This is a genomic window from Salinicola lusitanus, from assembly GCF_038648475.1.
In the GTDB taxonomy this organism is placed as follows: domain Bacteria; phylum Pseudomonadota; class Gammaproteobacteria; order Pseudomonadales; family Halomonadaceae; genus Salinicola; species Salinicola lusitanus.
Genome location: NZ_CP151919.1, coordinates 1568148 through 1592386, shown reverse-complemented (window position 1 = coordinate 1592386; position 24239 = coordinate 1568148). Strand labels below are relative to the sequence as shown.

Below are 24239 nucleotides of genomic sequence, written 5' to 3'. Positions count from 1 at the left end.
TCAACAAACCTGATAGAAAAACGGTCGAGGAAGCGCAGATCAGTCACGGATGCCTGGCTCCCATCGTTATAATCTTGTCGATCGATACCGCGATCCTGCTTTACGCGTTGCGTCTCGAGGCAACGGGCGGATTCAGCGTGCACGACGCTCGACCCCCGGCACGGCAGCCAGCTCGCGGGCACGCGACGCGTCTTCGCGCCCGCGCTTGCGCGGCGCCCAGTCGAGCGCGCCGACGCGGGCATCGTAGACCAGGCCTGCCAGTAGAATAAGGATGAATACCGCCGCCCCGGCGAATCCCGTCCAGCCCACCTCGCGCACGGAGACGGCCCAGCCGAACAGGTAGACGGCTTCGATATCGAAGATGACGAACAGCATGGCAACGAGATAGAACTTGACCGAGAACCGCTGGCGCGCGGACCCGGCACCCACGATGCCGGACTCGAACGGCAGGGACTTGCTGCGTCCGTGGCTCTTGCCACCGAGCAGGCTGGCAGCGCCGATCATCAATCCACAGAGCGCCACCACGGCCACCACGAAAAAGCCGGTAGCCCAGTAGCTGGCAATCCATGCGGAGACCGGATCGGACATGCCTTCCCTCGCAGACGTGATGGAACCCGAACATGATGGATATCGAACCAAACTGACAGGTTCGTAAGTTTACGAGTTTACACGATGACGACTGGGTAACAAGTCTGCTAATTAGTCCTATTGCAGCCTGTCGGTAAATCTGGCGGGCCGCTGCCGGACCATCGTCTTCGCCACTCTGGCCTTCAATCCACCTATTGCCGTTGGGCAATGACGGCATCTTGTCTTAGGCTAGACGCTTTCCCGCTGCTTGCAATGTCCACCCATGGTTTCTCGCTCGATTCCCAATGCTTTGACGATCGCCGGATCCGACCCGTCCGGTGGCGCCGGACTGCAGGCCGATATCAAGACCTTCTCGGCCCTCGGCGTCTATGCCACCAACGTGATTACCGCCGTAATCGCGCAGAACACGCGAGGCGTGGTGGCGGTCGAGCCGGTATCGGTGGGGCTGATCCGCACCCAACTGGACAACCTGCTCGACGACGTCGAGATCGACACGGTCAAGATCGGCATGGTTGCCAGCCGCGAGGTGGCGCAAGCGATTGCCGCGGCGCTGGCGCGACGCCGGCCGCGCTGGATCGTGCTCGACCCGGTGATGGTCGCCAAGAGCGGCGACCGACTGGTGGACGACGAGGGGCTGCGCGCCGTGCGCGACATCCTGGTCCCGCTGGCCGACGTGATCACGCCCAATCTGCCCGAGGCCGCGGCCCTGCTCGGGACCGAGGTGCCACGAGACCTCGCTGCCATGGAGGCGATGGTAGGCGATCTCGCGGCATTGGGGGCCCCTTACGGCCTGCTGAAGGGAGGCCATCTACCGCTGGATCGCTGCCCGGACCTGCTGTGGGTGCCGAACGCCACGCGCTGGCTGGATGCGCCACGGCTGCGGACACGCAACCTCCATGGCGCGGGCTGCGCGCTCTCATCGGCGATCGCGGCCCACCTGGCGCACTTGCCCCCCACCCACCCCGACGTCGAACAGGCCATCGGCGATGCCAAGCAGTGGCTCCTCCAGGCTCTGGAGGCCAGCGATCGCCTCACCGTTGGCCAGGGCAAGGGGCCGCCAAACCATTTCCACGCCTGGTGGTAGAGAGCGAGCCGCGAGCCGCGAGCCGCGAGCCGCGAGCCGCGAGCCGCGAGCCGCGAGCCGCGAGCCGCGAGCCGCGAGCCGCGAGCCGCGAAGATCAGGGTGTTGCCGTTGAGCGAAAAATGTCAGCGTCGCTGGCATTTTTCGCCCGAAGCCCGAAGCCCGAAGCCCGAAGCCCGAAGCCCGAAGCCCGAAGCCCGAAGCCCGAAGCCCGAAGCCCAAAGCCCGCCACTCAATCGTCCGGGTCGAGAACCGCCTTCAGGAAGGCCTTGGTACGCGCCTCCTTCGGGGCGGTGAAGATCTCCTCCGGCTTGCCCTGCTCCTTGATCCGCCCCTTGTCGAAGAAGCAGATACGGTCGGAGACCTGACGCGCGAAATGCATTTCGTGAGTCACCAGCAGCATGGTCAGGTCGTGCTCGTCGGCCAGCGTCCGGATGACGTTCAACACCTCTCCCACCAGCTCTGGATCCAGCGCAGAGGTCGGCTCGTCGAACAGCATGATCTTGGGCCGCATTGCCAGTGCCCGGGCAATGCCCACTCGCTGCTGCTGACCACCGGAGAGCTGGTGGGGGTACTTGGTGGCCTGGTCGGTCAGTCCCACCATCTCCAGCAGCTCCATGCCGCGCTGCTTCGCTTCGGCCTTGCTGACGCCGAGCACCTGGACCGGCGCTTCGGTCAAGTTGCGCAGCACCGTCATGTGCGGGAACAGGTTGAACTGCTGGAACACCATGCCCAGGTGGCTTCGCATCTGGCGCAGGTGCTGCTCGCCAGCCGGTTCGAGTGATTCGCCCTTGCGCTGATGCCAGAGCGGCTCGCCGCCGACGTAGACGACACCGCCGTTGATCTCCTCCAGTGTCATCAGGATGCGCAGCACCGTCGACTTGCCCGAGCCGGAGGGGCCGATGATCGTCACTTTCTCGCCTCGCTGGACCTCGAAATCGAGCTCGTCGAGAACCACATGATCGCCGAAGCGCTTGACGACCTTGTCGAATTTGATGATGGGGCCGCGATTGTCGGTGGCGTCGTTCATTTGAGGGAGAGGCCTCGCTTGGGCAGATGGGTATCCAGGTAGCGCACGCCGAAGGAGGCAATGATCGTCATCACCAGATAGAGGCCGCCAACCATGGAGAGCGGGATCAGGTAGCCACCGGTGCGATCGCCGATGATCTTGGCCACGCCGAGCATCTCCAGCACGGTCACGACCGACAGCACGGGCACGTCTTTCATGATCGAGACCAGATAGTTGCCCAGCGCGGGAATGATGCGCGGGATCGCCTGCGGCAGGATGATATGGGTAAAGGTCCTGGCGGACGCCAGATTGAGCGCGCGGGCCGCCTCGCGCTGCCCCTTGGCCACCGCCTCCAGGCCGGCGCGGTAGACCTCGGAGGTATAGGCGCTGTACTGCACGCCCAGCGCCAGCGCACCGGTCAGAAATGCCGGCAGCGTCAACCCGAATTCGGGCAGCACGTAGAACAGGAAGAATAGCTGGATCAACAGCGGGGTATCCCGAATGAACTCGGTCACCAGCTTGGCCGGCCAGCGGATGAAGCGGGTCGGCGCGCTCTTCAGCGCCGCCAGCACCAGGCCCAGGATCAGGGCGATGAAGAAGCCGACCACGGTGGCCTGCAGTGTCACCACCAGACCGTGCAGCAGAATCGGGAAGATCGAGACCGCAAAAGCCCACTGGCTGCTGGTATCCCATTCGATGCCGAAAAACATGCGTTATCTCCCCGCCGCGCGCCAGCGGCCAACGTAGCGTTCCAGCAGCTTCATGCAGGCCGTGAGCACCAGCGCCATGCCGAAGTACATGAACAGGACCAGGGTGTAGACGGTCACGCTGTCCTGGGTGAAATTACGGATCTGCTCGGCCCGAAAGGCCATGTCGCCCAGAGAGATAAGCGACACCAGCGCCGTGTCCTTGAGGTTCTGGACCGCGAGATTGCCGAAGGTCGGCATCATCTCCGGAATCGCCTGCGGCAGGGTGATGCGCCACAGTCGCTTGCGCCCGGTGAAATTGAGCGCGGTCGCCGCTTCGTACTGCTCCTTGGGTACCGCCTGCACGGCGCCGCGAACCACTTCGGCACCATAGGCGCCGATATTCAGCGCCAGCGCGACGACCCCCGCCACCACCGGCGGGAAGCGCAGGTCGAGCCCGATCGCCTGCCCCATGATGGGTAGCGCGAAGTAGATCCAGAACAGTTGCACCAACAGGGATGTGCCGCGGAAGATCTCGATGTAGGCAACGCTGACCCCCTTGACCAAGGGGTTGTGGGACAGCTTGCCGAGACCGAACACGAAGGCACAGAGAGCTCCCAGAATCGTCGAGTAGACCGTGAGCTGCACGGTCACCCACGCACCCTGGGAGAGGGGGGCGAGATAGCTCGTCCATTCCATCGGGAAGACCCCGCAGTCGCTGACGAAGGGTCCCGGCCGAACCGGGACCATCAATCACGGCACGCATGCCCGCGCGAGGAGGATCTCAGCGGACATGCGCAGTCATATCGCGTTCAGAAACTGGCTGAATTCACGAATCCGCGGTGCAGAGCTCTTCCGTCGTGTGATGGCTCGAACCATCGACATCAGCCTGGCTGAAACCGTAGCCCATCAGGGTTTCACGCCATGTGTCCGTCTGCTTGTACTTCTCCAGCGCCTGGTTGACCGCGTCGCGCAACTCGGTGTTGTCGCTGTTGAACGCGAACGCGCCCCAGCTTCGCACCTCTTCGCCATCGATGACCGGATCCTTGAAATCACCGGCGGACTCGACGTCGCCGCTCTTGTCGGCCAGCTCGCTGACCGTCAGGCTGGTGGCAGCGTAGGCATCCGCGCGGCCGGTCGATACGGTCGAGATCGCATCGGCGTTGCTGGAGATGGTGACCATGTTGTCCTGCGGCACGCCGAGCGCCTGCAGCATGTCGAGCTGGTCGGCACCCGCCATGATGGCGACCTTGGCATCACCGTCGACGAAGTCGCTGAAGGCGTGCAGATCCTTTGGATTACCCTCCTTGACCAGCAGCCCCTCCCCGTAGGATGAGTTCGGCTCGGAGTAGATCACCTGCTGGCAGCGATCCGGCAGCACCGCCATCTCGGCCGCGGCGATGTCGAAGCGATTGGCCTGCAGGCCAGGGATCAGCGAGCTGAAGTTGGTGGTGACCCACTCGATGTCGTCGACACCCATCTCGTTCATGATATGGCGGATGACATCGGGGCCCGCACCCTTGGCTTCCCCGCTCATGTCCATGTAGCCGTAGGGAATTTCGTTGGCCACGGCGATCTTGACCGAGCCGGAGTCCTTGATCTCCTGGAGTGAAGCGGCCTGCGCGACCCCGACGGCCAGGCAGGAAAGCACGGAACCGGCAATCAGTGTCGTGACGCCTTTATTGATGTTGTATCGCATCGTTCAGATTCTCCGTCTACAAGATTCAGACCCGTATCAACGGGTCGCCCTCGACTCGAGTTCTCGATGATGGGCGCGTTATCGCTTGTCATCACGCCCAGGCCGGCGTGGCCCTGGCATAATTGTCATGATCCTAGAACCACAAACCAGGACAATTCGCAAAAGTTTGATCCGCTTGGATAGTAGCACCACCCCAGCGGCGGGCGTCAAAGCCTTTATTGACTCATGACAATGGCGCCCCAATAACCACTCGGACCGGGGATTCGACCCCGTTTTTTCGCTGCCGGCAATGGTCAGAGAACCGGATTTCGCCCGTTCCAGGCCATCATCTCTTCCTCGAGACGCCAGTAACATAAACATACGTTCTAGTAGCGTCCGTTTTCAATAACGCTTTGCTTGCTATTGATCTCGATCATTCCAATGTCGCTCCGGCGTGCTAACCTTTCGTCCAACTTTCCACCCCGATTTTCACAGGGATGCCAAGCTGCGATGCGAGCTCTGATTCAACGGGTCAGCCAGGCGTCGGTAAGCGTCGAAGGCGAGATCGTGGGAGGTATCGGTACGGGGTTGCTGGCACTCGTCGGGGTCACGGCGACCGATGACCGAGCCCGCGCCGACCGCCTGCTGCACAAGCTGCTGCACTATCGCGTGTTCGCCGACGACACTGGCCGCATGAACCGCAACCTGCAGCAGATCGACGGAGGCTTGCTGTTGGTGTCCCAGTTCACGCTGGTGGCGGCGACCGACAAGGGCCTGCGCCCGAGCTTCTCCAGTGCCGCCCCGCCGGCACACGGGCAGGCGATGTTCGACTACCTGGTGGCCCAGGCCCTCCAGGCGTGGCCGCGAGTCGAGACAGGCCGGTTCGGCGCCGAGATGCAGGTGGCGCTGATCAACGACGGCCCAGTGACGTTCATGCTGGAGACATAGGGGCTTCGGCGATTCGGCTGACCATGGCGACCGCCAGACTCGGCGCCGCCTCATACGACAGGGAAACGCGGCACACGCCGTAAGCGAGAAAGGAAGGAACCTGACCCATGACCATTCCCCTTGCCATCATCACCGGCGGCGCCCAGGGCATCGGACGCGCCACGGTGGAACTGCTGCTGACCGAAGGCTGGCGGGTCGCCGCCCTGGATCGCGACGCCGAGGCCGTGGCGGAGCTCGACGAGGCACATCCCGCGTCGACGCTTCTGTCGATGGTCGTCGATGTCGGTGACGAGCTGCAGGTCAAGGAAGCGTTTCACCACCTCACCCATTGGCAGCAGGAGAACGACCAGTCCACTGGAGTGGATTTGCTGGTCAACAATGCCGGGCTGGCCGACCCGGTCTGCGGGCCGATCGAAGCGCTGTCGCTGGCGGACTGGCGGTTATGGCAGGAGAGCCATTTGACCGGCGCCTTCCTGTGCACTCGCGCCGCCGTCCCCGGCCTGCGCCAGCGCCATGGCGCCATCGTCAATATCGCCTCGACCCGAGCGCTGCAGTCGGAGCCCCATTGCGAATCCTACGCAGCCGCCAAGGGCGGACTGCTCTCCATGACCCACGCGTTGGCCGTCAGCCTGGGCCCGGATATCCGCGTCAACGCGATCTGCCCGGGCTGGATCGAGACCGGGCCGTGGCAGAAAAGCGGTCGCCAGACACAGGCGGACCATCGCGATGTCGATCGCGAACAGCATCCGGTGGGTCGCGTCGGCGAACCGGCCGATGTCGCCGCCACGGTGGCTTTTCTCGCCAGCGACAAGGCGGGCTTCATCACCGGCCAGCACATCAGCGTCGATGGCGGGATGACCAAGAAGATGATCTACGCCGACTAGCCGCGAAAGCCAAAACGGGCTTATTGCGAGAAGGGCCAGCGACTTCAGTCGCTGGCCCTTCTCGTAGCTCGTAGCTCGTAGCTCGTAGCTCGTAGCTCGTAGCTCGTAGCTCGTAGCTCGTAGCTCGTAGCTCGTAGCTCGTAGCTCGTAGCTCGTAGCTCGTAGCTCGTAGCTCGTGGCTCAAGCCTTCGGATGCCAGTTGCCGTCGTCGCCCTTCGCGTACTTCGCTTCGACGGCCTTCCAGGCCACGGCGTGGGCGACCTCTTCTCGAGAGCTGTCGCCCCGCCGGTCCTCGGGATTCTTGTACTCTTCCCAGGCGTTGTTGAACGCCTCCTTGTAGATCGTGCGGGCGTGCGGCGGCAGCACCTTGCGCGCGCTTTCAGGGATATCATCGCGGGAATCGTAAGGCATGGACTCTCTCCTTGAGTACGACGTTCCTGCTCAGTGTAGACGCTCGGGACAGACGTCGAGGACGGCTCAGGATTCCGCCTGCATCAGTTCCGCCTCCAGCGCTTCCAACGCCTCTTCTGCTGCCATCCATTCGCTCTCGAGCGCCTCAACCTCGGCCTGACGTTCGCCCTGTTCACGCACCAGCTTTGCCAGCTCCTCCTTGCGCCCGGCGTCGTAGATGTCCGGGTCGGCCAGCCGCGCATCCAGTGCCGACAGCGCCGCCTGCGCCTTGTCGAGCCGCTTCTCCGCCGCGTCGCGCTGCTTGCGCAGCGGCTTCATCTGCTCGCGCCGTTCGGCGGCCGCCCGTCGCACCGCCTTGCGATCGCCACCCTCCGTCGGCCGTTTCTCCTGACGCGCCTCCTGCTTCAGATCGCGTCGGCGTTCCGTCTCACGGGACTTGAGCCACTGATGGTAGTCGTCGAGATCGCCGTCGAAGGGGTCGACCCGCCCGTCCACGACACGCCAGAAGGTATCGACGCTGGCCCGCAGCAGATGGCGATCGTGGGAGACGATGATCACCGCGCCTTCGTACTCCGCCAGCGCCTCGGCCAACGCCTCGCGCATGTCCAGGTCGAGATGGTTGGTCGGCTCGTCCAGCAGCAGCAGGTTGGGCTTTTCCCACGCCACCAGCGACAGCGCCAGCCGCGCCTTCTCCCCGCCGGAGAAGCGCGAGACGTCTCCGAACACGTCATCGCCACGGAAACCGAAACCACCCAGGAAATTGCGTATCGAGAGATCGCTGGCCGTCGGCGAGAGCCGCTGCACATGCATGAACGGCGTGGCGGTCACATCCAGATGCTCGAGCTGATGCTGGGCGTAGTAGCCCACCACCAGGTTGTCGCCCGGCACGCGCGAGCCGGCGAGCGGCGGCAGGTCACCGATCAGGGTCTTGATCAGCGTCGACTTGCCCGCCCCATTGGGCCCCAGCAGACCGATGCGCTCACCGGGCAGGATCGAGACCTTCACCTCATCGAGGATCGTGCGGTCGGGATAGCCCAGCGCCGCCTGGTCCAGCGACAGCAGTGGCGTGGAGGTCTTGTCCGCACAGGGCAGTCGAAAGCGAAACGGGGAGTCGGCGCGGGCGGCAGCGATGTTCTCCATCCGCTCGAGCATTTTCAGACGGCTCTGGGCCTGGCGCGCCTTGGTTGCCTTGGCCCGGAAGCGCTCGACGAAGCCCTCGATCTCGGCGCGCCGGGCCTGCTGTTTCTCGAATGCCGCCTGCTGCTGGGCCAGCCGCTCGGCGCGGGCGCGTTCGAAGGCGCTGTAATGGCCGCGATAGAGCATCAGTTGCGCCTGGTCGATATGCAGGATGTGATCGCAGACCGCGTCGAGAAAATCGCGATCGTGGGAGATCAGCATCAGCGTGCCGGGGTAACGGGTCAGCCACTGCTCGAGCCACAGCAGTGCATCCAGGTCCAGGTGGTTGGTCGGCTCGTCCAGCAGCAGGATCTCGGAGGGGGTGAACAGGGTCCGGGCCAGCCCCACCCGCATCCGCCAGCCACCGGAGAACGCCGCCAGCGGACGATAGAGATCCGCCTGCGCGAACCCCAGACCGGCCAGTAGCTGCTCGGCCCGCGACCGGGCCGTATAGCCGTCGAGCGCCTCGATCTGGCCATGCAGCGACGCCTCGCGCTGCGCGTCGCCACTGGCCTGCGCCTCGGCCAGCGCCGCTTCCGTCTCGCGCAGGGTCACGTCGCCGTCGAGCACGAACTCCACCAGCGGCCGCTCGATGGCCGAGACTTCCTGCGCCATATGAGCGATGCGTTTGCCACCGGCAATCTCGACGCTGCCGGCATCCGCGCCCAGCTCCCCCCGGATCAGCGCGAACAGGCTCGATTTGCCGGCGCCGTTGGCACCAACGATGCCGACCTTCTGGCCTTCGTGCAGCACCAGGTCGGCACCCTCGAACAGCCGTCGGGTGCCGCGTTGCAGGGCGAGTTGGCGAAATGCGATCATGCCGGGCTCCAGGGCGCGTCGAATGGGCGCTCATTCTACCAGCCATCCGCCACCGGTATGGAGTGCCATGCCCGTCGACGATCTATCCGATTCGCTCTGGGCCTACGCCCTGGAGCGCTACGCCCGCCCTGGCGTCGAAGCCGAATGCCTCAGGCTTCAGGATGAGCATGGCTGGGATATCTGCGAACTGCTGTGGGTGGCCTGGCTGAGCGAGCGCCGGCTGCGCCCCGATCCCGCAGCCGGCCAGGCCCTGGCCGCGGCAAGACGCTGGCAACACACCATGACCGTGCCGTTGCGCAGTCGCCGCCGAGGGCTGAAGGCCGAGGTTTCGCACCACCCCCGACTGGAGCCGTTGCGCCAGACCCTCAAGCAGGCGGAGCTGCAGGCCGAGCGAGAAATGCTGGCGCGACTGGCCGCCCTGCCTGCACTCGCCGCCACCACGGATACGGCCCTCGAACAGGCGCTGGAGAGTTGCCGAACGCTGCGCGAGATCCCGCCCGAGGCTTACCCACCGTTACGCCACCTGCTGGCGCGTTGGATAATCGATGCCCCGGATGCGGAACCAAAAGCCACCTGTTAGAGTCACATCACGACTATCCACCGGTGTTTGAGGCTTCTTTCGCATACTGGCCAGCATCGGTTTCATTCCTGACCCAAGGAGTTTGCATGAAACGTTTGGTAACCGCCGTCGCCCTCGGCAGCATCATGGCCATGCCGTTGACGGCCCTCGCCCAGGACAAGGTCGACCTCGACAGCGATCAGGCGAAGCTCAGCTACAGCATCGGCGCCACACTCGGTCAGGGCCTGTCCAAGGACATCAAGGATCTCGACGTCGATGCGTTCGCGGCAGCGATCAAGGATGTCTATGGCGATGACGACCTGCAGATGAGCCAGGACGAGATCAGCACCACCCTGACCCAGTATCAGCAGAAGAAAGTGGCCGAACAGAAGGCCGAGCAGAAGAAAGTCGCCGACGAGAACCGCAAGAAGAGCGAAGCCTTCCTCGCGGAGAACGCCAAGAAGGATGGGGTGAAGACCACCGACTCCGGCTTGCAGTACCAGATTCTCGAATCCGGTGACGGCGAATCCCCGAGTGCCGACGACACCGTGCGCGTCAACTACGAGGGCACCCTGCCCGACGGCACCGTCTTCGACAGCTCCTACAAGCGCGGCGAGCCGATCTCGTTCAAGGTCGACCAGGTCATTCCGGGCTGGCAGGAAGCGCTGAAGATGATGCACGTCGGCGACACCTGGGAAATCACCGTCCCCTCCGACCTGGCCTACGGCCCGGCCGGCACCGGCGGCCCCATCGGCCCCAACCAGGCGCTGCAGTTCAAGGTCGAACTGCTCGCGGTCAATCCCGACGATGCCGCCGACGCTGGCAGCAGCGACGACGGGGACAACGACGACAGCTGAACGCTGTCCCGTATGTCTTCTTCATCGACGCCGGCCCCTGCGGGCCGGCGTCGGTGTTTACAGGCAGCGCTGGTCTTCCCGCCCCATCGTCCCGCCTCCCGGCTGCTGGCTGTCGAAATCGAACCAGCTCCCTTTGAGGCCGTGATCGCTGAGCACGACCACCTGGGCCCGCCAGGCGTCCACATGCGCGCTGCAGAGCCCCAGATTACCCTCTCCGACGAACAGTCCATCCCCCTTCGACTGCAACGTGAGACGGCGTGACTGCACGTTCATGTCGCGGCCGATGAACTGGACCGTCACCGACTGCGGCGACCGGCCCTGGACACGCGCCTCGAACGTCAGCGTGCCGCTCTCGTCATGCGCCTCCTGCAGCGCGAACGCTACCGACGAGTCGACCCCCAGGCTGGCGTGACAACCGCCCTTCAGCAGTACGCAGCCCTGTGCCGGCGGATACCAGGTCACGTCCCGGGTCGACTCCCGCAGATAGTAGTAATCGAGCAGATACCAGAGCGCGATGACGATCGTCATCAGGGTGACCCCGATCAGCAGATTGAGCATGCGAGGTCGGGCAGTTTCCTCTTCGTAGGCAGCCATGGACTTTCAGAGACTCCAAGCGTTGGGCATTAGTCGATAGACTGGCCGTCACCGGCGCTACACATCACCGAAGCGCTCGACAAGGATGACACATGAGCGACATCGCGAACGCCCTGGGCCCGCTATTTCTGTTGATTTTACTCGGTGCAGGGCTGGGATGGGCACGTTTTCCGGGCGGCGATTTCTGGCCACGGCTCGAACGCTTCATCTACTACCTGCTGTTTCCGGCCATGCTGGTGGCGACACTGGCCACCGCCGACGTCAGTCAGGTACCGGTCATTCGACTCGGAGTGACGCTACTCGGCACGATGACGCTGATGGGCGCGGGGCTATGGCTGATGCGGCATCGCCTCCAGCTGGCGCCTGCCGCCTTCACCTCCGCCTTCCAGGGCGTGGTCCGCTTCAATACCTACGTCGGCGTCGCCGGTGCCACGGCCCTGCATGGCGCCGCCGGCACCACGGTAGCGGCCGTCGCGGTCGCGCTGATGGTTCCCGCGGCCAACATCCTCTGCGTGCTGGCGTTCATCGCTTCCGGCACGCTGGGTAGCGCCAGCCTGGGCCGCAGCGCCATGGCGTTGCTGCGCAATCCGTTGATTCTCGCCTGCCTGCTGGGCATTGCCCTGAACCTCGGCGGCATCGGTCTGCCCGGCTGGAGCTTCGAGGCCATCGGCCTGCTCGGCGATGCCGCACTGCCGCTGGGGCTGGTCGCGGTGGGCGTTGCCCTGCGGCCTCAGGCGCTCTGGCGCAGCGGCAAGGCATTCTGGCTGTCGAGCGGGCTCAAGCTGATCGCGACGCCATTGATCGTGGCGGCACTGGCCTGGGCCGTCGGTCTCCACGGCGCGGATCGCGACGTGGCACTACTGTTCGCCGCGCTGCCGACCGCAACCTCTGCCTACATTCTGGCTCGTCAGTTGGGCGGCGACGCCGAGCTGATGGCCGCCGTGATCACCGGGCAGACGCTACTGGCGATGGCGACCCTGCCCTTGCTGCTGCACACCTTCGGCGTGAGTTGACAGCCGCAAATAAAAAAGATTCTCGTTACGCTTGCAATCACAAATGAGAATGATTAACCTTTCTCTCGTGGCGTCGCCAAACGCCACTGACCACAGCAGCGAATGTCAGGTTCCTGCCATGGTTATCTCCTCATCAAGCTAGTCACGGTCCTTAGTGCCGCCCCGCCAGGGGCGGCTTTTTTATGCTCAGGGCCGCTGTCCGCCATCGCGTCCACTCAAGGCGTCCCGCTGCCAGGGCCCGCGACCGCGCAGTCGCTCCCGGAGCAGCTGGGCCAGCGCCTCGACAGCGGGCTGCGATGCATCATCGATTCCCCGGGCGAAGTGCAGCCGGGCGACACACCGCCGGATCGGCGGCAGGCCGTCGCTCTCGTCCAGCGCCCGCATCGCCGTGGTAACCCGTTCGCGATCGAGCACCCCGATCGCCATGCCGGTCTCGATGGCCTTCTCCACCGCGTGGATACTGGTGCTGGTGAAGACGGTCCGCCACGGTCGCTGGATCGAATCCAGTCCCTCGATCGCCAGATGACGATAGGGGCACTGCTCGGGATGCACCGCCAGGGGCACGACCGCCTCCCGATGGATGGCGCCCTGAATCGGTGCCGCCCATACCGGCGTGGGATGCCATAGCGTTTCGCCGCCCTCCAGCCCCGAGGCATGATCGAGCACGATGCCCAGGTCGAGCTGACGCTTCCGGAGTGCCCGCGCCAGACGGCCGCTGGTATCGGTGTTGACGTCCAGCAGAATGCCCGGGTAGCGCGCCATGAACTGGGGCAAGGTATCGTCGAGCAGCTCGCGGGCATAGTCCTCGGGGATTCCCAGTCGAACGCGGCCACTCAGGCGCTCGCCGCTGAACCGGCTGACCAGGGTGTCGTGAACGCGGAGCAATTCGCGGGCTTCCTGCAGCAGCACCTCGCCACTCGAGGTCAGCGATACGCCTCTCGGACCACGCTCGAGCAGCCGCACGTCCAGCTCGGCCTCCAGTCGCTTCATCTGCATGCTGATGGCACTGAGCGTGCGGTGGCGGATCTCCGCCGTCGCCGCCAGCGAGCCCGTCCGGGCGACGACCTGGAAGGTCCGAAGCAGTTCGAGATCGAGCATGGAGCTGACTTCAATCATATTGAACCCTAATAGATTTTTATTCGATTCATTGAATCCTCAAGCGCGCGCAGACTCAAGCCACTTCGAACAGACCGGCACGGGGGGCCTGACATGCGCGAGCTATCGCTGAACGTGATGTTGATGACAGGATTCGTCATCTGCTGGAGTTCCGGTTTCATCGGCAGCGAGCTGGCCAGTCGCGCCCCCCTGAACGCGCTGGACCTGTTCGCCTGGCGCTTCGTCATCGCCGCCGTGCTGGCTGCGCTCTGGTGGCGCCTTCACGACCGGCGCCCGCTGGCACTGTCAGGCTGGCTGCGCGAGATGGCTGTCGGCGCCCTCACCATGGGGGGCTATCTGCTGTGCGTGATGCTCGCCATCGGCGAGGGCGTCAGCGCCAGCGTCACCGCGCTGATCACCGCCCAGCAGCCGCTACTGGCGGCGGCGATCGCCACGCTGTGGCTGCGCGAGCAGCTACCGGCGGTCGCCTGGCTCGGCCTCGGCCTGGCCGGCAGCGGCGTGGTGCTCTGCATCGCGGGTGACTGGCAGGGGGCGGGCAGCGCCGGCGGCTGGGCCTACGCACTACCGATTCTCGCGGTGATCAGCGTGACCGCGGGCAGTCTGCTCGCCGCCCGACGCCCTTCGGGATTGGGGCTGGCGGCCTCGCTGACCGCGCAATTGAGCGCGGCGGCCCTGATTTTCGGCCTGGCCGCGGCGAGCACGGGCGGCCTGGCGCTGCCGGGCAACGCGCTGCTGACCTGGCAGACGCTGGGTTGGCTGGTGCTGCTGTCGAGTTTCGGCGGCTACGGCTTCTTCACCGTCTGTCTGCGACGTCTCGGCGTCAATGCGGTCTCCAGCGCCATCTACCTGACGCCGCCGGTGACCCTGGCGTGGAGTGCGGGGATGTTCGGCGAGCGCGTGGAGACGCTCCAGCTCGGCGGGATGGCCCTGGCGCTGCTGGGCGTGGCGGTCGCGCTGATCGCCCAGCACCGCTTGCGGCCCCTCGATGGCTGTACGCATTGAAGCGTTGCCAGGCGGACGCCGGGATGATCAATCCCGACGATAGATGAGATCCCAGACGCCGTGCCCCAGCCGCTCGCCGCGCTGTTCGAACTTGGTCAGCGGCCGAAAAGCGGGACGCTCGACGAAGGGCGCGGTCTCGGCCGGCGCGGTGTTGACGAACCCCGGCGCCTCGGCCATGACCTCTGCCATGAACTCGGCGTAGGCCTGCCAGTCGGTCGCCATGTGCAGCTTGCCGCCCGGCTCGAGGCGGGAGCGCACCAGCTCGACGAACGGCAGCTGCACGATACGCCGCTTGTGATGTTTCTTCTTGGGCCACGGATCGGGGAAAAAGAGCTGCAGCGTATCGATGCTCGCCTCCGGCAGACAGTCCGCCAGTACGGCCAGCGCATCCTCACGATAGACCCGCAGGTTGGTGAGCCCGCGCTTGTCGGCCTCGTCGAGCAGCTTGCCCACCCCGGGCGCGTGGACCTCGATGCCGATGAAGTCGGTCTCGGGATGGCTCTCCGCCTGCTCGACCAGCGACTTGCCCATGCCGAAACCGATCTCCACCACGCAGGGTGCCTTGCGGCCGAACAGTTGCTCGAGGTCCTGGCGGCCATCGGCCAGCGTCAGCCCCCACCTGGGCCATACCTCCTTCAGGCCGCGCTCCTGCGCCGCCGTCATGCGGCCGGCCCGCAGCACGTAGCTCTTGATGCCCCGGCGCGCGGGCGCGTCGGTGACGGATTCGTTGTCGGGCGTCGTCTTGTCAGTCATGCAGGGGAATCAACAGGCAGGGGAAAGGAAAATGGCCGCCGATCGAGCGGCGGCCCCATGGGCGTCGACGGGAAGGCTCAGCCGTTGATGCGTCCGGCGAACGGCGAAGAGGGGCTGGCGCTCTGGCGACGTGGCATGCGCTCGGCGAGAAACGCCTCGCGTCCGGCTTCGACCGCCTTGCGCATGGCATGGGCCATCATCACCGGATGCCTGGCGTGGGCGATGGCGGAGTTCATCAGTACGCCATCGCAGCCCATCTCCATCGCCAGCGCCGCATCGGACGCCGTACCGATACCCGCATCGACCAGCACCGGCACCTCGGCGTGCTCGAGGATGAGCGCCAGCGTTGCCGGATTGAGCAGGCCGTTGCCGGAGCCGATCAGCGATCCCAGCGGCATCACCGCGCAGCAGCCACGACGCTCGAGCTCCTTGGCCACGATCGGGTCGTCGCTGGTATAGACCATGACATCGAAGCCGTCGTTGACCAGCGTTTCCGCGGCCGCCAGCGTCTCGACCACATTGGGATAGAGCGTCTTGTCGTCACCCAGGACCTCGAGCTTGACCAGATTGTGGCCATCGAGCAGCTCGCGGGCGAGCTTGCAGGTACGCACGGCGTCCTTGGCGGTGTAGCAGCCGGCGGTGTTGGGCAGCAGCGTATAGCGTGACGGCGAAATGGCGTCGAGCAGATTGGGCTCGTCCGGATTCTGGCCCAGGTTGGTCCGGCGAACCGCGAACGTCACCACATCGGCAGCGCTGGCCTCGATCGCCGCGGCGGTTTCCTCGAAGTCGCGATACTTGCCGGTGCCAACCAGCAGGCGAGACGCGAAGCGGCGTCCGGCTACGATCAACGGGGCGTCCTGAATCGACTGGGTCATGGTTGGCTCCTGGTCGTGAATCTGACGGCGACTCAGCCGCCACCGATGGCGTGCACGATCTCCACGCTGTCGCCGTCCTGCAGGCGCGTCTGCGCGTGCAGGCTGCGTGGCACGATCTCTTCGTTGACCTCGATGGCGATACGCCGGCCCGACAGGCCGAGCGAGTCGACCAGTTGGGCCAGCGTCGGCTCGCCGTCGAAATGGCTGGGCTCACCGTTGAGCTGAATCTGCATGGCGGCCTCCCTGAAGCAGATCTCGAGGAGGCGCATTGTAGCGCCTCACGCCGCTTCAGGCATCCCGATCGGGCGCCATGCTGGATTCAGACGGTGCTTTCGCGCGCCGGCCAGACATCGGCGTCGACTTGCTCGGGACGCTTGAGCACGCCCTTGGGATCGAAGGTCGGCTCGCGCACGCCATCCTTGCGCTGGCGCTCGTAGTCCTTGAGCACGCGCAGGGCGACCGGGCACAGCAGCAGGATCGCGATGAGGTTGGTCGTGGCCATCAGCCCCATGGCGAGATCGGCGAAGTCCCACACGAACTGCAGTTGCGCGACGGAGCCGATCATCACCATCGCCAGCACGGCGACGCGCAACACCGATACCGCCAGCTTGGCATGGCGCTTGAACAGGTACTCGATATTGATCTGCGAGTAGGAGAAGTTGGCAATGATCGAAGTGAACGCGAACAGGAAGATGGCAATCGCGATGAAGATCTCACCGAAGCTGCCCAAATGATCGACCATCGCGTCCTGGGTCAGCTGAATGCCGACGATGTCCTGACCCGGCGACGTGCTCATCAGGCGCTCGTAGACGCCGGAAAGCAGAATCACGACAGCGGTGCAGCTGCAGATCACGAGGGTATCGATGAACACGCCGAAAGATTGGACCAGTCCCTGTGCCGCCGGGTGCTTGACGTCGGCCTGGGCAGCGGCGTTGGGCGCCGAGCCCATGCCCGCCTCGTTGGAGAACAGCCCGCGCTTGATGCCGTTTTCCATCGCGATCTTGATGGTGTAGCCCACCGCACCGCCGACGGCGGGGCCGTAGCCGAAAGCACTCTTGACGATCAGTTCCAGCATCGCGGGCACTTCACTGATGTTCACCACCAGCACGTACAGCGCCACCAGGAAGTAACCGATGGCCATGATCGGCACGATCTTCTCGGCGGTACGCGCCACGGACTTGAGCCCGCCGTAGATGACCAGCGCGGTGATGATCACCAGCGCGACGCCGGTCATCCAGTTGGGAATCGAGAACGCCTGGGAGAGGCCCTGGGCGATGGTATTGGACTGCGCGCCATTGAACGCCAGCCCGTAGGCGATCAGCAGGAAGATCGCGAACAGTACGCTCATCCAGCGCTGTCCCAGCGCCCGTTCGATGTAGTAGGCAGGGCCGCCGCGGAAGACGCCATCCTCGTTGCGCTTCTTGTAGGTCTGGGCCAGGGTCGACTCGATGAACGACGTGGCAAAGCCGACCAGCGCCGTCATCCACATCCAGAAGATCGCCCCGGGACCACCGACCCACAGCGCTATCGCCACGCCAGCCAGGTTGCCGGTACCGACCCTGGCCGCCAGTGAAGTGGCGAAGGCCTGAAAACCGCTGACACCCGAACCCGAGCCGCGACTATTGAAAGTGACCCGCGCCATGTGACCGAAAAGCCGGAACTGCATGAAGCGCGTGAGCACGGTGAACAGAAGCCCGGCGCCCAGCAACAGGTACAGCAGGATGTAGGTCCAGACAAAATCGCTGAGCGGGGTCATGACCGCATAGACCGCGTCGTGAAGCGTGTTGATGAATTCCATTTCGGAAGTCCTTATGGGTAACGATGACGTCGCAAACGCTGGCAGGCGGCTGCCGAGCCGGTTTTTTACGCGCTAGACTAGCGAGCGTCAATTCCGCGGCTGACGCCCTCTAGAAGCATAGCCGCCATCGAGGAGTCGCAACATGCACCAAAAGTGGCCCTGGTTTCTTGCCGCCCTGAGTGGGTTCCTGATCGTGGCGGCCGGTGCCTTCGGCGCTCACGCGCTGGCGAACACGCTGTCGCCGCGCGATCTCGAGGTCTTTCATACTGCCGTGCGCTACCAGGCGTGGCACACGCTGGCGGTCATGGCCGTGCTCGGCTGGCAGGGGAAGCAGGCCCTGCGCGGCCAGAGGCTGGCGATCTGGCTGTGGTTCGCGGGGATGGTGCTGTTCAGCGGTTCGCTCTACTTGCTGGTGCTCGGCGGAATGCGAGCGCTGGGGATCGTCACGCCCTTCGGCGGCCTGTTGCTGATGGCGGGGTGGCTGGTGCTGGCGTGGAGCGCATGGCGACAGCGTCCGGCCACGCGCTAGGTATTGCCTGAAAAGTCGACGACCAAAGGAGAGGCAAGGCAAAAGTCGGTGACCCATCGTCAAGATCGACGATTGGGGCTACGCCGCCGCACGAAGCACGAGCGACAAGGATGTGGCGAGCCGAGAGCAGATCGGGTTGGTGCCCTGGTGGACGGGGGCAAATGAGCCGGTGATTCGCCCCGCTCGCCCTTCGGGTCGTCCTTCGGACGTTCTGAACCTTGTTCCGTGAGCCACGTTTCAACGCCACATGCGCGAGCGCTGCCCTTCCCGGACAGGGCCCAGGTCGTGACCGTGGTCGAGTCAACGGAGATCCATCGTCGCGATCCGGCAGCCCATAGGTCGCCGTGATCAGCGCCACGGGGTCATCGTCGAGACGGGGAAATCAGGAACCAACAGGGTATCGCCGTTCAAGACGACGGTATGGATGTCGACGTTTCCCCTGTCCGGGAGGAAAGAGCGAATTGCTGGCCGATCCAGTCGGTGACTCGTCGACAGGCCTCCGAACGCGCGGACCGCTCGTTGAACACCACCTCATAGATGGCACCAGTGGGATAGTGGGTTCCCAGCGGTGCGGACAGGCGACCCGACGTCAGCAGGCCATTGACCAACGGCGTACGTCCCATGGCCAAGGCATATCCCTGCGCCGCCGCTTCCAACGTCAGGGTGGAGTCGGCCAACCGCTCGGTCCATGCGGAAAGTACGACCGGCTCATCCAGAGTGCGTTGCCAGAGGGACCATTCTTCGTAATGGGCGTCGTTGATCAGACGCCGCATCTCCCCCAGCGCCGACGGCTGCAGTCGCAGCCGCTCGGCCAGCGACGGGGCGCAGACCGGAAAGGCGTACTCCGGTAGCGTCAGCATGGCCTGCCCGCCAGAGCGGCCATCGGCGCGGTAGCGGATCGCCAGATCGATACCGTCGCGATAGAGATCCAGCGTCCGATTGGTCGTGACCAGACGCAGCTCGACCTCCGGCAGCGACTGCTCGAAATCGGTAATGGCTGGCACCAGCCACAGCGTGGCAAGCGCCGGTGGCAGCGTCAGCACGACATGCTGGGGTAGCGGCTCGGCGACGAATTCTGTCGTTGCCTGGTCGATGTGGTGAAAGGGCTCGCGCAGCCGGCTCACATAGCGCAAAGCCAGCGGCGTCAGTTCGATGCCGCGCCCTTTACGTTCCAGCAATGTCCTCCCCAGACGTCGCTCCAGATCCTTGAGCAGGTGACTGACGGCAGACTCCGAACGGCCAATGTGTCTTGCGGCAGCGCGAATGCTGCCACGATCGGCCACGGCCACCAAGACGTGAAGGGCATGGTAGGGAAGCGTGCTTCGTGTCATTTCGATACCTGAAAAAGTTGCAGGTTTTGCCAGCGTATTACGCGATCGTCGTCGTCGCAGCCAGATACTACGATTTCAGCAAATTCCAATGGCCGCGAGACACCGTGAAAACCTGCGATAATCACATCTCCGGCAGAGCGCGTCTCTTGCTGGTGTTTACTCCCTTCATGCTGGCCTACCTGATCTCGGAGCTCTATCGCAACGTCAATGGCGTGATCGCGCCGGCGCTGCGCCAGAATCTCGATATCGGCCCCGAGCAGTTGGGACTTCTCTCCAGCGTCTTCCTGTTGGCACTGGCGCTGGTGCAGATTCCGTCAGGCCTGTTGCTGGATCGTTTTGGCTCACGCCGAACCGTCGCTTCCTTCATGGTCGTGGCGGCACTGGGCGCCTGGCTGTTCACCGTTCCAGACTACCGGGCCGCCCTGGCTGGACGACTGCTGATGGGAGTGGGTTTGGGCGCCTGCTGGGCAGGTGCCTACCGGGCCAATGTACTGTGGTGGCCTGCCGAGCGGCTGGCGCTGGCGAACGGCACGCTGCTGGGCTTGGCGGGATTGGGTGCGCTACTGGCTACCCTGCCCACCGAGGCGCTGCTCAGGGTTCTCGATTGGCAAACGCTCTTTCACGCGCTGGCGGTGGTTACGCTGCTACTTGCCCTCTTGATCTGGGCGGTGGTGCCCACCCACCCCGCCGAGCGCGAGACCAGTGGCGCCTCGTTGGGCGGGCTCATGGCGGTGATGCGCCACCCACTGTTCATGCGACTCTGGCCGATGACGCTGCTTTGTGAAGGTAGTTGGCTGGCTTGGCAAGGGCTCTGGGCGGGCGGGTGGATGCGCGAAGTGGCCGGATTGAGCGAGAGAGTCACCGCTCTCTACCTGCTGGGCTTGGCGACAGCCATCGTGGTAGGCCAGCTATTGCTCAGCGCGATCACCGACCGCTTGCTCCGGCGTGGCGTACCGTTGATTCGACCGATGAGACTCATGTCGATCGGTTTCGTCGCGGTGCAGGGCATGATCGTCTGGTTGCCGTTGCCTGGCATCAATCTGCTGTGGATCGCATTCGGGCTGCTCACCGTCGGCCCTATTCTCACCTACGCCTGGCTCGCGGCCGAATTACCGTCACACCTATCCGGACGGCTGATCAGCCTGCTCAATATGGCCGCAACCTTGGGAGGATTCATGCTCCAGTACGCCGTAGGTTGGATGATAGAACTCTGGTCGCAAACCAACGGGCACTACCCGGAAGCCGCCTGGCGCTGGACCTTTTCGCTGATGATCGCACTCCAGATACTCGCCGTGGGGCGCCTATGGCGTCTACCACGTTGAGTGCCCCAGTGATCGAGAATGGACAGGTGTGCTCGCCGTAACCCTGGGGCCCTCGATCAATCGTCGCGATCCGGCAGCACATAGGTCGCCGTGACCAGTGCCACGGGATCGTCGTCGCCGGTGGAAAAGAGCTGCACCTCCCCCACCGCCAACCGTCGGCCCAGCTTGAGGATGCGCGCATTGGCGATCAGGTCCCGGTCGCCGCGGGCACGGCGCAGGAAGTGGCAGTTGAGGCTGCTGGTCACGGCCATCGCCTCGGGCCCGATCTCGGCCAGGATCGCCACGTAGAGACAGACGTCGGCCAGCCCCATCATCGATGGCCCCGATACGCTGGCGCCGGGGCGGAGGTGTTCGTCCTCGATCGCCAGGCTCATGGTGGCGCGCAGGTGGTCGACCGCTTCGATGGTCCCCTGGCGGTGTGGAAAGACGTCGTCGAGGTAATCCTCGATCTCGGCGGCGGTCATCACGGTCATCGAACTCTCCCCCCGGCAGCGGTTCTCGGCACGCCGGACCTCATGCCCAGGCACAGGACGCTCGAGAACGTTGCGCCCAAGATAGCGCAAGCCGCGCATCAGGCACAGCCGGACGCACCGGCCCATCCCATCGATCATCGCGACCGCAGCGCCGCCCCACACACGCCGACGCCAGCGACCGGGGTCGCTGGCGTCGAAGTCGGACGGTTGTCGGGCTTTGCCTACTGTTTCTTTCACACCGGTGGCCGGAATGGACTTGCTCGATGGCAAGGCGTTGCGAGGGCGCTGTAGACCCATCCCCGGGCGCTACCTTTGCCATCCCTGGCCGAGGACCCTCGCTTCGCCTTGCCCCCGACGCCCATGCAGGCGTTTGTAAAGGGTTCTCAGCCCTTGGCCTTGTCCACCGCCCGCCAGTGATGCAGCAACGGCTCGGTGTAGCCGGAAGGCTGCTCGCGGCCCTTGAAGATCAGGTCCGACGCCGCCTGGAAGGCGGTGGAGTCCGCCAGATGCGATGTCATCGCCGTATAGCCCGGATCGTCGGCATTCTGGCCGTCGACCACCTTGGCCATGCGCTCCAGTGTCTCGCGCACCTGGGCCTCGTCGACGATGCCGTGATGCAGCCAGTTGGCGATGTGCTGGCTGGAGATGCGCAGCGTGGCACGATCCTCCATCAGGCCGACATCGTGGATGTCCGGCACCTTGGAGCAGCCCACCCCGTGCTCGACCCAGCGCACCACGTAGCCAAGGATGCCCTGGCAGTTGTTGTCGAGCTCCTGCTGGATCTCCTCGGCGCTCCAGGCCGCCTCGGGGTCGACCGGCACGGTCAGCAGATCGTCGAGAAGATCCACTTCGCCCTGCTCCTCCATATCGCGCTGAATCGCCCCCACGTCGATCTGGTGGTAGTGCAGCGCATGCAGTACCGCCGCGGTGGGTGACGGCACCCAGGCGGTATTGGCACCCGCCTTGGGATGGCCCACTTTCTGTTCGAGCATGGCCGCCATCAGATCCGGCATCGCCCACATGCCCTTGCCGATCTGGGCTCGGCCCCGCAGTCCGCAGGCCAGGCCGATCTGGACGTTGCTGCGCTCGTAGGCGCCGATCCAGCGGCTGCCCTTCATGTCGCCCTTGCGCAGCATCGGTCCCGCGTTCATCGCGGTGTGCATCTCGTCGCCGGTGCGGTCCAGGAAACCGGTGTTGATGAAGGCGACACGCGAGGCTGCTGCGTCGATACAGGCTTTCAGGTTGACCGAGGTCCGGCGCTCCTCGTCCATGATGCCCATCTTCAGCGTGGCCGTCGGCAGCCCGAGCAGCTGTTCGACGCGTCCGAACAGCTCGTCGGCGAAGGCGACTTCCTTCGGCCCGTGCATCTTGGGCTTGACGATGTAGAGCGAACCGGCGCGCGAGTTGCCGCGCTCCCGCTTCAGGTCGTGCAGACCGATCAGCGAGGTCATCACCGCATCCAGTATGCCCTCGGGGATCTCGTTACCCTCGTCGTCGAGAATGGCTGGCGTGGTCATCAGATGGCCGACGTTACGCACGAACATCAGCGAACGGCCCGGCAGGGTCAGGGAGCCGCCGTCCGGCAAGGTGTAGTCGCGATCCGGGTTGAGTCGGCGGGTGACGGTCTTGCCGCCCTTGTCGAAGCGCTCCTCGAGATCGCCTTTCATCAGCCCGAGCCAGTTGCGATAGACCAGCGTCTTGTCCTCGGCATCGACTGCCGCCACCGAATCCTCGCAATCCATGATCGTGGTCACCGCCGCCTCGACCAGCAGGTCCTTGACGTGCGCCGGATCGGTCTTGCCGATCGGGTGCTCGGCGTCGATCTGGATCTCGAGATGCAGGCCGTGATTGGAGAGCAGGATCGCGTCGGGCGATGGCGCCTCGCCTTGGAAGCCGACGAACTGGCCCGGATTCTTCAGGCCGGTGTCTCGTCCGCCCTCCAGCTTGACCGACAGCCGACCGTCACGAACGACATAACCGACCGCTTCCCGATGCGAACCGGTCGCCAGCGGGGCGGCCATATCGAGCACGTTGCGGGCGTAGGCGATCACCTTGTCGCCGCGCTTGGGGTTGTAGGCGCTCCCCTTCTCGGCGCCATCGGCCTCGCTGATCACGTCGGTGCCGTATAGCGCATCGTAGAGGCTTCCCCAGCGGGCGTTGGCAGCGTTGAGCGCATAGCGGGCGTTATTGACCGGCACCACCAGTTGAGGCCCGGCCTGCCGCGCGATCTCGTCATCCACGTTGGTCGTGGTGGCCTGGACCTTCGCGGGGGCGTCCACCAGATAGCCGATCTTCTTGAGGAAGGCGCGATAGGCCGCCATATCCTTGATCTCGCCGGGATTGTCGCGATGCCAGTCGTCGAGTTGTTGCTGGAGACGATCGCGCTCGGCCAACAGCTCGCGATTACGTGGAGCGAGATCGTGGATCAGCGCGTCGAAGCCGGCCCAGAAGGCATCGACGTCGATATCGGTACCCGGCAGGACTTCGTCGACAATGAAGCGCTCGAGCGCTGTCGCTACCCGCAGCCGGTGATGAGTGGTACGTTTCGTCGTGTCGGATGTCATGTTCGCCTCCAGATCGGTAGTCGCTCAGGCCACGTCCGCCGCCTCGATCGCGACGCCATCGTGCCCACTGGACCGTTTGTGGAAAATATTTCCATAGAATATACGGCATCATAGTCAGCCGCTCGGGCGTTGTCTCCCCCGACCTTCGTCCTCCCTTCGCATCCCGAGCTATC

25 protein-coding genes are annotated in these 24239 nt (G+C 64.6%); 9 read left to right on the top strand and 16 right to left on the bottom strand.

The window, feature by feature from the left end; all coding sequences use genetic code 11:
* Window positions 1–132: 132 nt before the first annotated feature.
* A complete protein-coding gene (gene ndhC / locus AAGT95_RS07330) occupies window positions 133–588 on the bottom strand; it encodes an NADH-quinone oxidoreductase subunit A (protein ID WP_110707137.1) in 456 nt (151 codons plus the stop codon).
* A gap of 262 nt (window positions 589–850) precedes the next feature.
* Here ndhC and thiD point away from each other — a divergent pair, with 262 nt between their 5' ends.
* Window positions 851–1672, top strand: coding sequence for a bifunctional hydroxymethylpyrimidine kinase/phosphomethylpyrimidine kinase (gene thiD / locus AAGT95_RS07325; RefSeq protein WP_342596050.1), 822 nt, complete (start codon window positions 851–853; stop codon window positions 1670–1672).
* Between the two features lie 229 nt (window positions 1673–1901).
* On the opposite strand, the gene ehuA is transcribed toward thiD, so the two are convergent.
* From ehuA to ehuB, 4 genes are all read right to left on the bottom strand, one after another.
* Complete coding sequence (ehuA, locus tag AAGT95_RS07320) at window positions 1902–2699, bottom strand: ectoine/hydroxyectoine ABC transporter ATP-binding protein EhuA (protein ID WP_342596049.1); 798 nt, start codon at window positions 2697–2699, stop codon at window positions 1902–1904.
* On the bottom strand, window positions 2696–3388 hold the full coding sequence (gene ehuD, locus AAGT95_RS07315) for an ectoine/hydroxyectoine ABC transporter permease subunit EhuD (RefSeq protein ID WP_110597782.1): 693 nt from the start codon (window positions 3386–3388) through the stop codon (window positions 2696–2698). The genes ehuA and ehuD overlap by 4 nt, the downstream gene beginning before the upstream one ends.
* Window positions 3389–3391: 3 nt before the next feature.
* Window positions 3392–4063: an ectoine/hydroxyectoine ABC transporter permease subunit EhuC gene (ehuC, locus tag AAGT95_RS07310; RefSeq protein WP_342596048.1), complete on the bottom strand. Its 672-nt coding sequence runs from the start codon at window positions 4061–4063 to the stop codon at window positions 3392–3394.
* Window positions 4064–4193: 130 nt separating this feature from the next.
* Entirely contained in the window at window positions 4194–5063 is an 870-nt protein-coding gene (ehuB, locus tag AAGT95_RS07305) for an ectoine/hydroxyectoine ABC transporter substrate-binding protein EhuB (RefSeq protein ID WP_342596047.1), read from the bottom strand.
* A 489-nt stretch (window positions 5064–5552) separates the two neighbouring features.
* On the opposite strand from ehuB, the gene dtd reads away from it, so the two are divergent.
* Both dtd and AAGT95_RS07295 read left to right on the top strand, forming a co-directional pair.
* Window positions 5553–5990 carry a D-aminoacyl-tRNA deacylase gene (gene dtd, locus AAGT95_RS07300; RefSeq protein ID WP_342596046.1) on the top strand — a complete coding sequence of 146 codons (438 nt, stop codon included), beginning with the start codon at window positions 5553–5555 and terminating at the stop codon, window positions 5988–5990.
* A gap of 107 nt (window positions 5991–6097) precedes the next feature.
* Entirely contained in the window at window positions 6098–6874 is a 777-nt protein-coding gene (locus AAGT95_RS07295) for an SDR family NAD(P)-dependent oxidoreductase (RefSeq protein WP_342596045.1), read from the top strand.
* Window positions 6875–7054: 180 nt separating this feature from the next.
* Here AAGT95_RS07295 and chaB read toward each other — a convergent pair whose 3' ends face one another.
* Both chaB and AAGT95_RS07285 read right to left on the bottom strand, forming a co-directional pair.
* Window positions 7055–7285: a putative cation transport regulator ChaB gene (gene chaB, locus AAGT95_RS07290; protein WP_342596044.1), complete on the bottom strand. Its 231-nt coding sequence runs from the start codon at window positions 7283–7285 to the stop codon at window positions 7055–7057.
* Between the two features lie 66 nt (window positions 7286–7351).
* Entirely contained in the window at window positions 7352–9280 is a 1929-nt protein-coding gene (locus tag AAGT95_RS07285) for an ABC-F family ATP-binding cassette domain-containing protein (RefSeq protein WP_342596043.1), read from the bottom strand.
* A gap of 67 nt (window positions 9281–9347) precedes the next feature.
* On the opposite strand from AAGT95_RS07285, the gene AAGT95_RS07280 reads away from it, so the two are divergent.
* Window positions 9348–9860, top strand: a complete 513-nt coding sequence (locus AAGT95_RS07280) for a TIGR02444 family protein (protein ID WP_342596042.1) — start codon at window positions 9348–9350, stop codon at window positions 9858–9860.
* Window positions 9861–9946: 86 nt separating this feature from the next.
* Window positions 9947–10696, top strand: coding sequence for an FKBP-type peptidyl-prolyl cis-trans isomerase (locus tag AAGT95_RS07275; RefSeq protein WP_110597789.1), 750 nt, complete (start codon window positions 9947–9949; stop codon window positions 10694–10696).
* A gap of 57 nt (window positions 10697–10753) precedes the next feature.
* Here AAGT95_RS07275 and AAGT95_RS07270 read toward each other — a convergent pair whose 3' ends face one another.
* Window positions 10754–11290, bottom strand: coding sequence for a hypothetical protein (locus AAGT95_RS07270; RefSeq protein WP_157958323.1), 537 nt, complete (start codon window positions 11288–11290; stop codon window positions 10754–10756).
* A gap of 92 nt (window positions 11291–11382) precedes the next feature.
* Here AAGT95_RS07270 and AAGT95_RS07265 point away from each other — a divergent pair, with 92 nt between their 5' ends.
* Window positions 11383–12303, top strand: a complete 921-nt coding sequence (locus AAGT95_RS07265; protein WP_110597791.1) for an AEC family transporter — start codon at window positions 11383–11385, stop codon at window positions 12301–12303.
* A 186-nt stretch (window positions 12304–12489) separates the two neighbouring features.
* Here AAGT95_RS07265 and AAGT95_RS07260 read toward each other — a convergent pair whose 3' ends face one another.
* Window positions 12490–13419, bottom strand: a complete 930-nt coding sequence (locus tag AAGT95_RS07260; protein ID WP_342596041.1) for a LysR family transcriptional regulator — start codon at window positions 13417–13419, stop codon at window positions 12490–12492.
* A 93-nt stretch (window positions 13420–13512) separates the two neighbouring features.
* On the opposite strand from AAGT95_RS07260, the gene AAGT95_RS07255 reads away from it, so the two are divergent.
* Window positions 13513–14421, top strand: a complete 909-nt coding sequence (locus AAGT95_RS07255) for a DMT family transporter (protein WP_342596040.1) — start codon at window positions 13513–13515, stop codon at window positions 14419–14421.
* A 27-nt stretch (window positions 14422–14448) separates the two neighbouring features.
* Here the strand turns inward: AAGT95_RS07255 and trmB are convergent, their stop codons facing one another.
* From trmB to AAGT95_RS07235, 4 genes are all read right to left on the bottom strand, one after another.
* Entirely contained in the window at window positions 14449–15174 is a 726-nt protein-coding gene (trmB, locus tag AAGT95_RS07250; protein ID WP_110597794.1) for a tRNA (guanosine(46)-N7)-methyltransferase TrmB, read from the bottom strand.
* Window positions 15175–15251: 77 nt separating this feature from the next.
* The gene (locus AAGT95_RS07245) at window positions 15252–16049 is read right to left on the bottom strand and encodes a thiazole synthase (protein WP_110597795.1); all 798 of its coding nucleotides are present in this window, start codon (window positions 16047–16049) and stop codon (window positions 15252–15254) included.
* A 32-nt stretch (window positions 16050–16081) separates the two neighbouring features.
* Window positions 16082–16282: a sulfur carrier protein ThiS gene (thiS, locus tag AAGT95_RS07240; protein ID WP_110707565.1), complete on the bottom strand. Its 201-nt coding sequence runs from the start codon at window positions 16280–16282 to the stop codon at window positions 16082–16084.
* Window positions 16283–16368: 86 nt separating this feature from the next.
* Window positions 16369–17847: an alanine/glycine:cation symporter family protein gene (locus tag AAGT95_RS07235; RefSeq protein ID WP_110597796.1), complete on the bottom strand. Its 1479-nt coding sequence runs from the start codon at window positions 17845–17847 to the stop codon at window positions 16369–16371.
* Window positions 17848–17989: 142 nt separating this feature from the next.
* Here AAGT95_RS07235 and AAGT95_RS07230 point away from each other — a divergent pair, with 142 nt between their 5' ends.
* On the top strand, window positions 17990–18376 hold the full coding sequence (locus AAGT95_RS07230; protein WP_342596039.1) for a DUF423 domain-containing protein: 387 nt from the start codon (window positions 17990–17992) through the stop codon (window positions 18374–18376).
* Window positions 18377–18783: 407 nt separating this feature from the next.
* On the opposite strand, the gene AAGT95_RS07225 is transcribed toward AAGT95_RS07230, so the two are convergent.
* The gene (locus AAGT95_RS07225; protein ID WP_110597798.1) at window positions 18784–19707 is read right to left on the bottom strand and encodes a LysR substrate-binding domain-containing protein; all 924 of its coding nucleotides are present in this window, start codon (window positions 19705–19707) and stop codon (window positions 18784–18786) included.
* A 104-nt stretch (window positions 19708–19811) separates the two neighbouring features.
* Here AAGT95_RS07225 and AAGT95_RS07220 point away from each other — a divergent pair, with 104 nt between their 5' ends.
* Entirely contained in the window at window positions 19812–21029 is a 1218-nt protein-coding gene (locus AAGT95_RS07220) for an MFS transporter (protein ID WP_342596038.1), read from the top strand.
* A gap of 56 nt (window positions 21030–21085) precedes the next feature.
* Here the strand turns inward: AAGT95_RS07220 and AAGT95_RS07215 are convergent, their stop codons facing one another.
* A complete protein-coding gene (locus AAGT95_RS07215; RefSeq protein WP_110597800.1) occupies window positions 21086–21502 on the bottom strand; it encodes a PaaI family thioesterase in 417 nt (138 codons plus the stop codon).
* Window positions 21503–21885: 383 nt separating this feature from the next.
* Complete coding sequence (locus AAGT95_RS07210) at window positions 21886–24066, bottom strand: malate synthase G (protein ID WP_342596037.1); 2181 nt, start codon at window positions 24064–24066, stop codon at window positions 21886–21888.
* Between the last annotated feature and the right edge of the window lie 173 nt (window positions 24067–24239).

Coding starts and splice junctions, on each gene's coding strand:
- ndhC (WP_110707137.1), bottom strand. CDS start 588: ATGTCCGATCCGGTCTCCGCATGGATTGCCAGCTACTGGGCTACCGGC.
- thiD (WP_342596050.1), top strand. CDS start 851: ATGGTTTCTCGCTCGATTCCCAATGCTTTGACGATCGCCGGATCCGAC.
- ehuA (WP_342596049.1), bottom strand. CDS start 2,699: ATGAACGACGCCACCGACAATCGCGGCCCCATCATCAAATTCGACAAG.
- ehuD (WP_110597782.1), bottom strand. CDS start 3,388: ATGTTTTTCGGCATCGAATGGGATACCAGCAGCCAGTGGGCTTTTGCG.
- ehuC (WP_342596048.1), bottom strand. CDS start 4,063: ATGGAATGGACGAGCTATCTCGCCCCCCTCTCCCAGGGTGCGTGGGTG.
- ehuB (WP_342596047.1), bottom strand. CDS start 5,063: ATGCGATACAACATCAATAAAGGCGTCACGACACTGATTGCCGGTTCC.
- dtd (WP_342596046.1), top strand. CDS start 5,553: ATGCGAGCTCTGATTCAACGGGTCAGCCAGGCGTCGGTAAGCGTCGAA.
- AAGT95_RS07295 (WP_342596045.1), top strand. CDS start 6,098: ATGACCATTCCCCTTGCCATCATCACCGGCGGCGCCCAGGGCATCGGA.
- chaB (WP_342596044.1), bottom strand. CDS start 7,285: ATGCCTTACGATTCCCGCGATGATATCCCTGAAAGCGCGCGCAAGGTG.
- AAGT95_RS07285 (WP_342596043.1), bottom strand. CDS start 9,280: ATGATCGCATTTCGCCAACTCGCCCTGCAACGCGGCACCCGACGGCTG.
- AAGT95_RS07280 (WP_342596042.1), top strand. CDS start 9,348: ATGCCCGTCGACGATCTATCCGATTCGCTCTGGGCCTACGCCCTGGAG.
- AAGT95_RS07275 (WP_110597789.1), top strand. CDS start 9,947: ATGAAACGTTTGGTAACCGCCGTCGCCCTCGGCAGCATCATGGCCATG.
- AAGT95_RS07270 (WP_157958323.1), bottom strand. CDS start 11,290: ATGGCTGCCTACGAAGAGGAAACTGCCCGACCTCGCATGCTCAATCTG.
- AAGT95_RS07265 (WP_110597791.1), top strand. CDS start 11,383: ATGAGCGACATCGCGAACGCCCTGGGCCCGCTATTTCTGTTGATTTTA.
- AAGT95_RS07260 (WP_342596041.1), bottom strand. CDS start 13,419: ATGATTGAAGTCAGCTCCATGCTCGATCTCGAACTGCTTCGGACCTTC.
- AAGT95_RS07255 (WP_342596040.1), top strand. CDS start 13,513: ATGCGCGAGCTATCGCTGAACGTGATGTTGATGACAGGATTCGTCATC.
- trmB (WP_110597794.1), bottom strand. CDS start 15,174: ATGACTGACAAGACGACGCCCGACAACGAATCCGTCACCGACGCGCCC.
- AAGT95_RS07245 (WP_110597795.1), bottom strand. CDS start 16,049: ATGACCCAGTCGATTCAGGACGCCCCGTTGATCGTAGCCGGACGCCGC.
- thiS (WP_110707565.1), bottom strand. CDS start 16,282: ATGCAGATTCAGCTCAACGGTGAGCCCAGCCATTTCGACGGCGAGCCG.
- AAGT95_RS07235 (WP_110597796.1), bottom strand. CDS start 17,847: ATGGAATTCATCAACACGCTTCACGACGCGGTCTATGCGGTCATGACC.
- AAGT95_RS07230 (WP_342596039.1), top strand. CDS start 17,990: ATGCACCAAAAGTGGCCCTGGTTTCTTGCCGCCCTGAGTGGGTTCCTG.
- AAGT95_RS07225 (WP_110597798.1), bottom strand. CDS start 19,707: ATGACACGAAGCACGCTTCCCTACCATGCCCTTCACGTCTTGGTGGCC.
- AAGT95_RS07215 (WP_110597800.1), bottom strand. CDS start 21,502: ATGACCGTGATGACCGCCGCCGAGATCGAGGATTACCTCGACGACGTC.
- AAGT95_RS07210 (WP_342596037.1), bottom strand. CDS start 24,066: ATGACATCCGACACGACGAAACGTACCACTCATCACCGGCTGCGGGTA.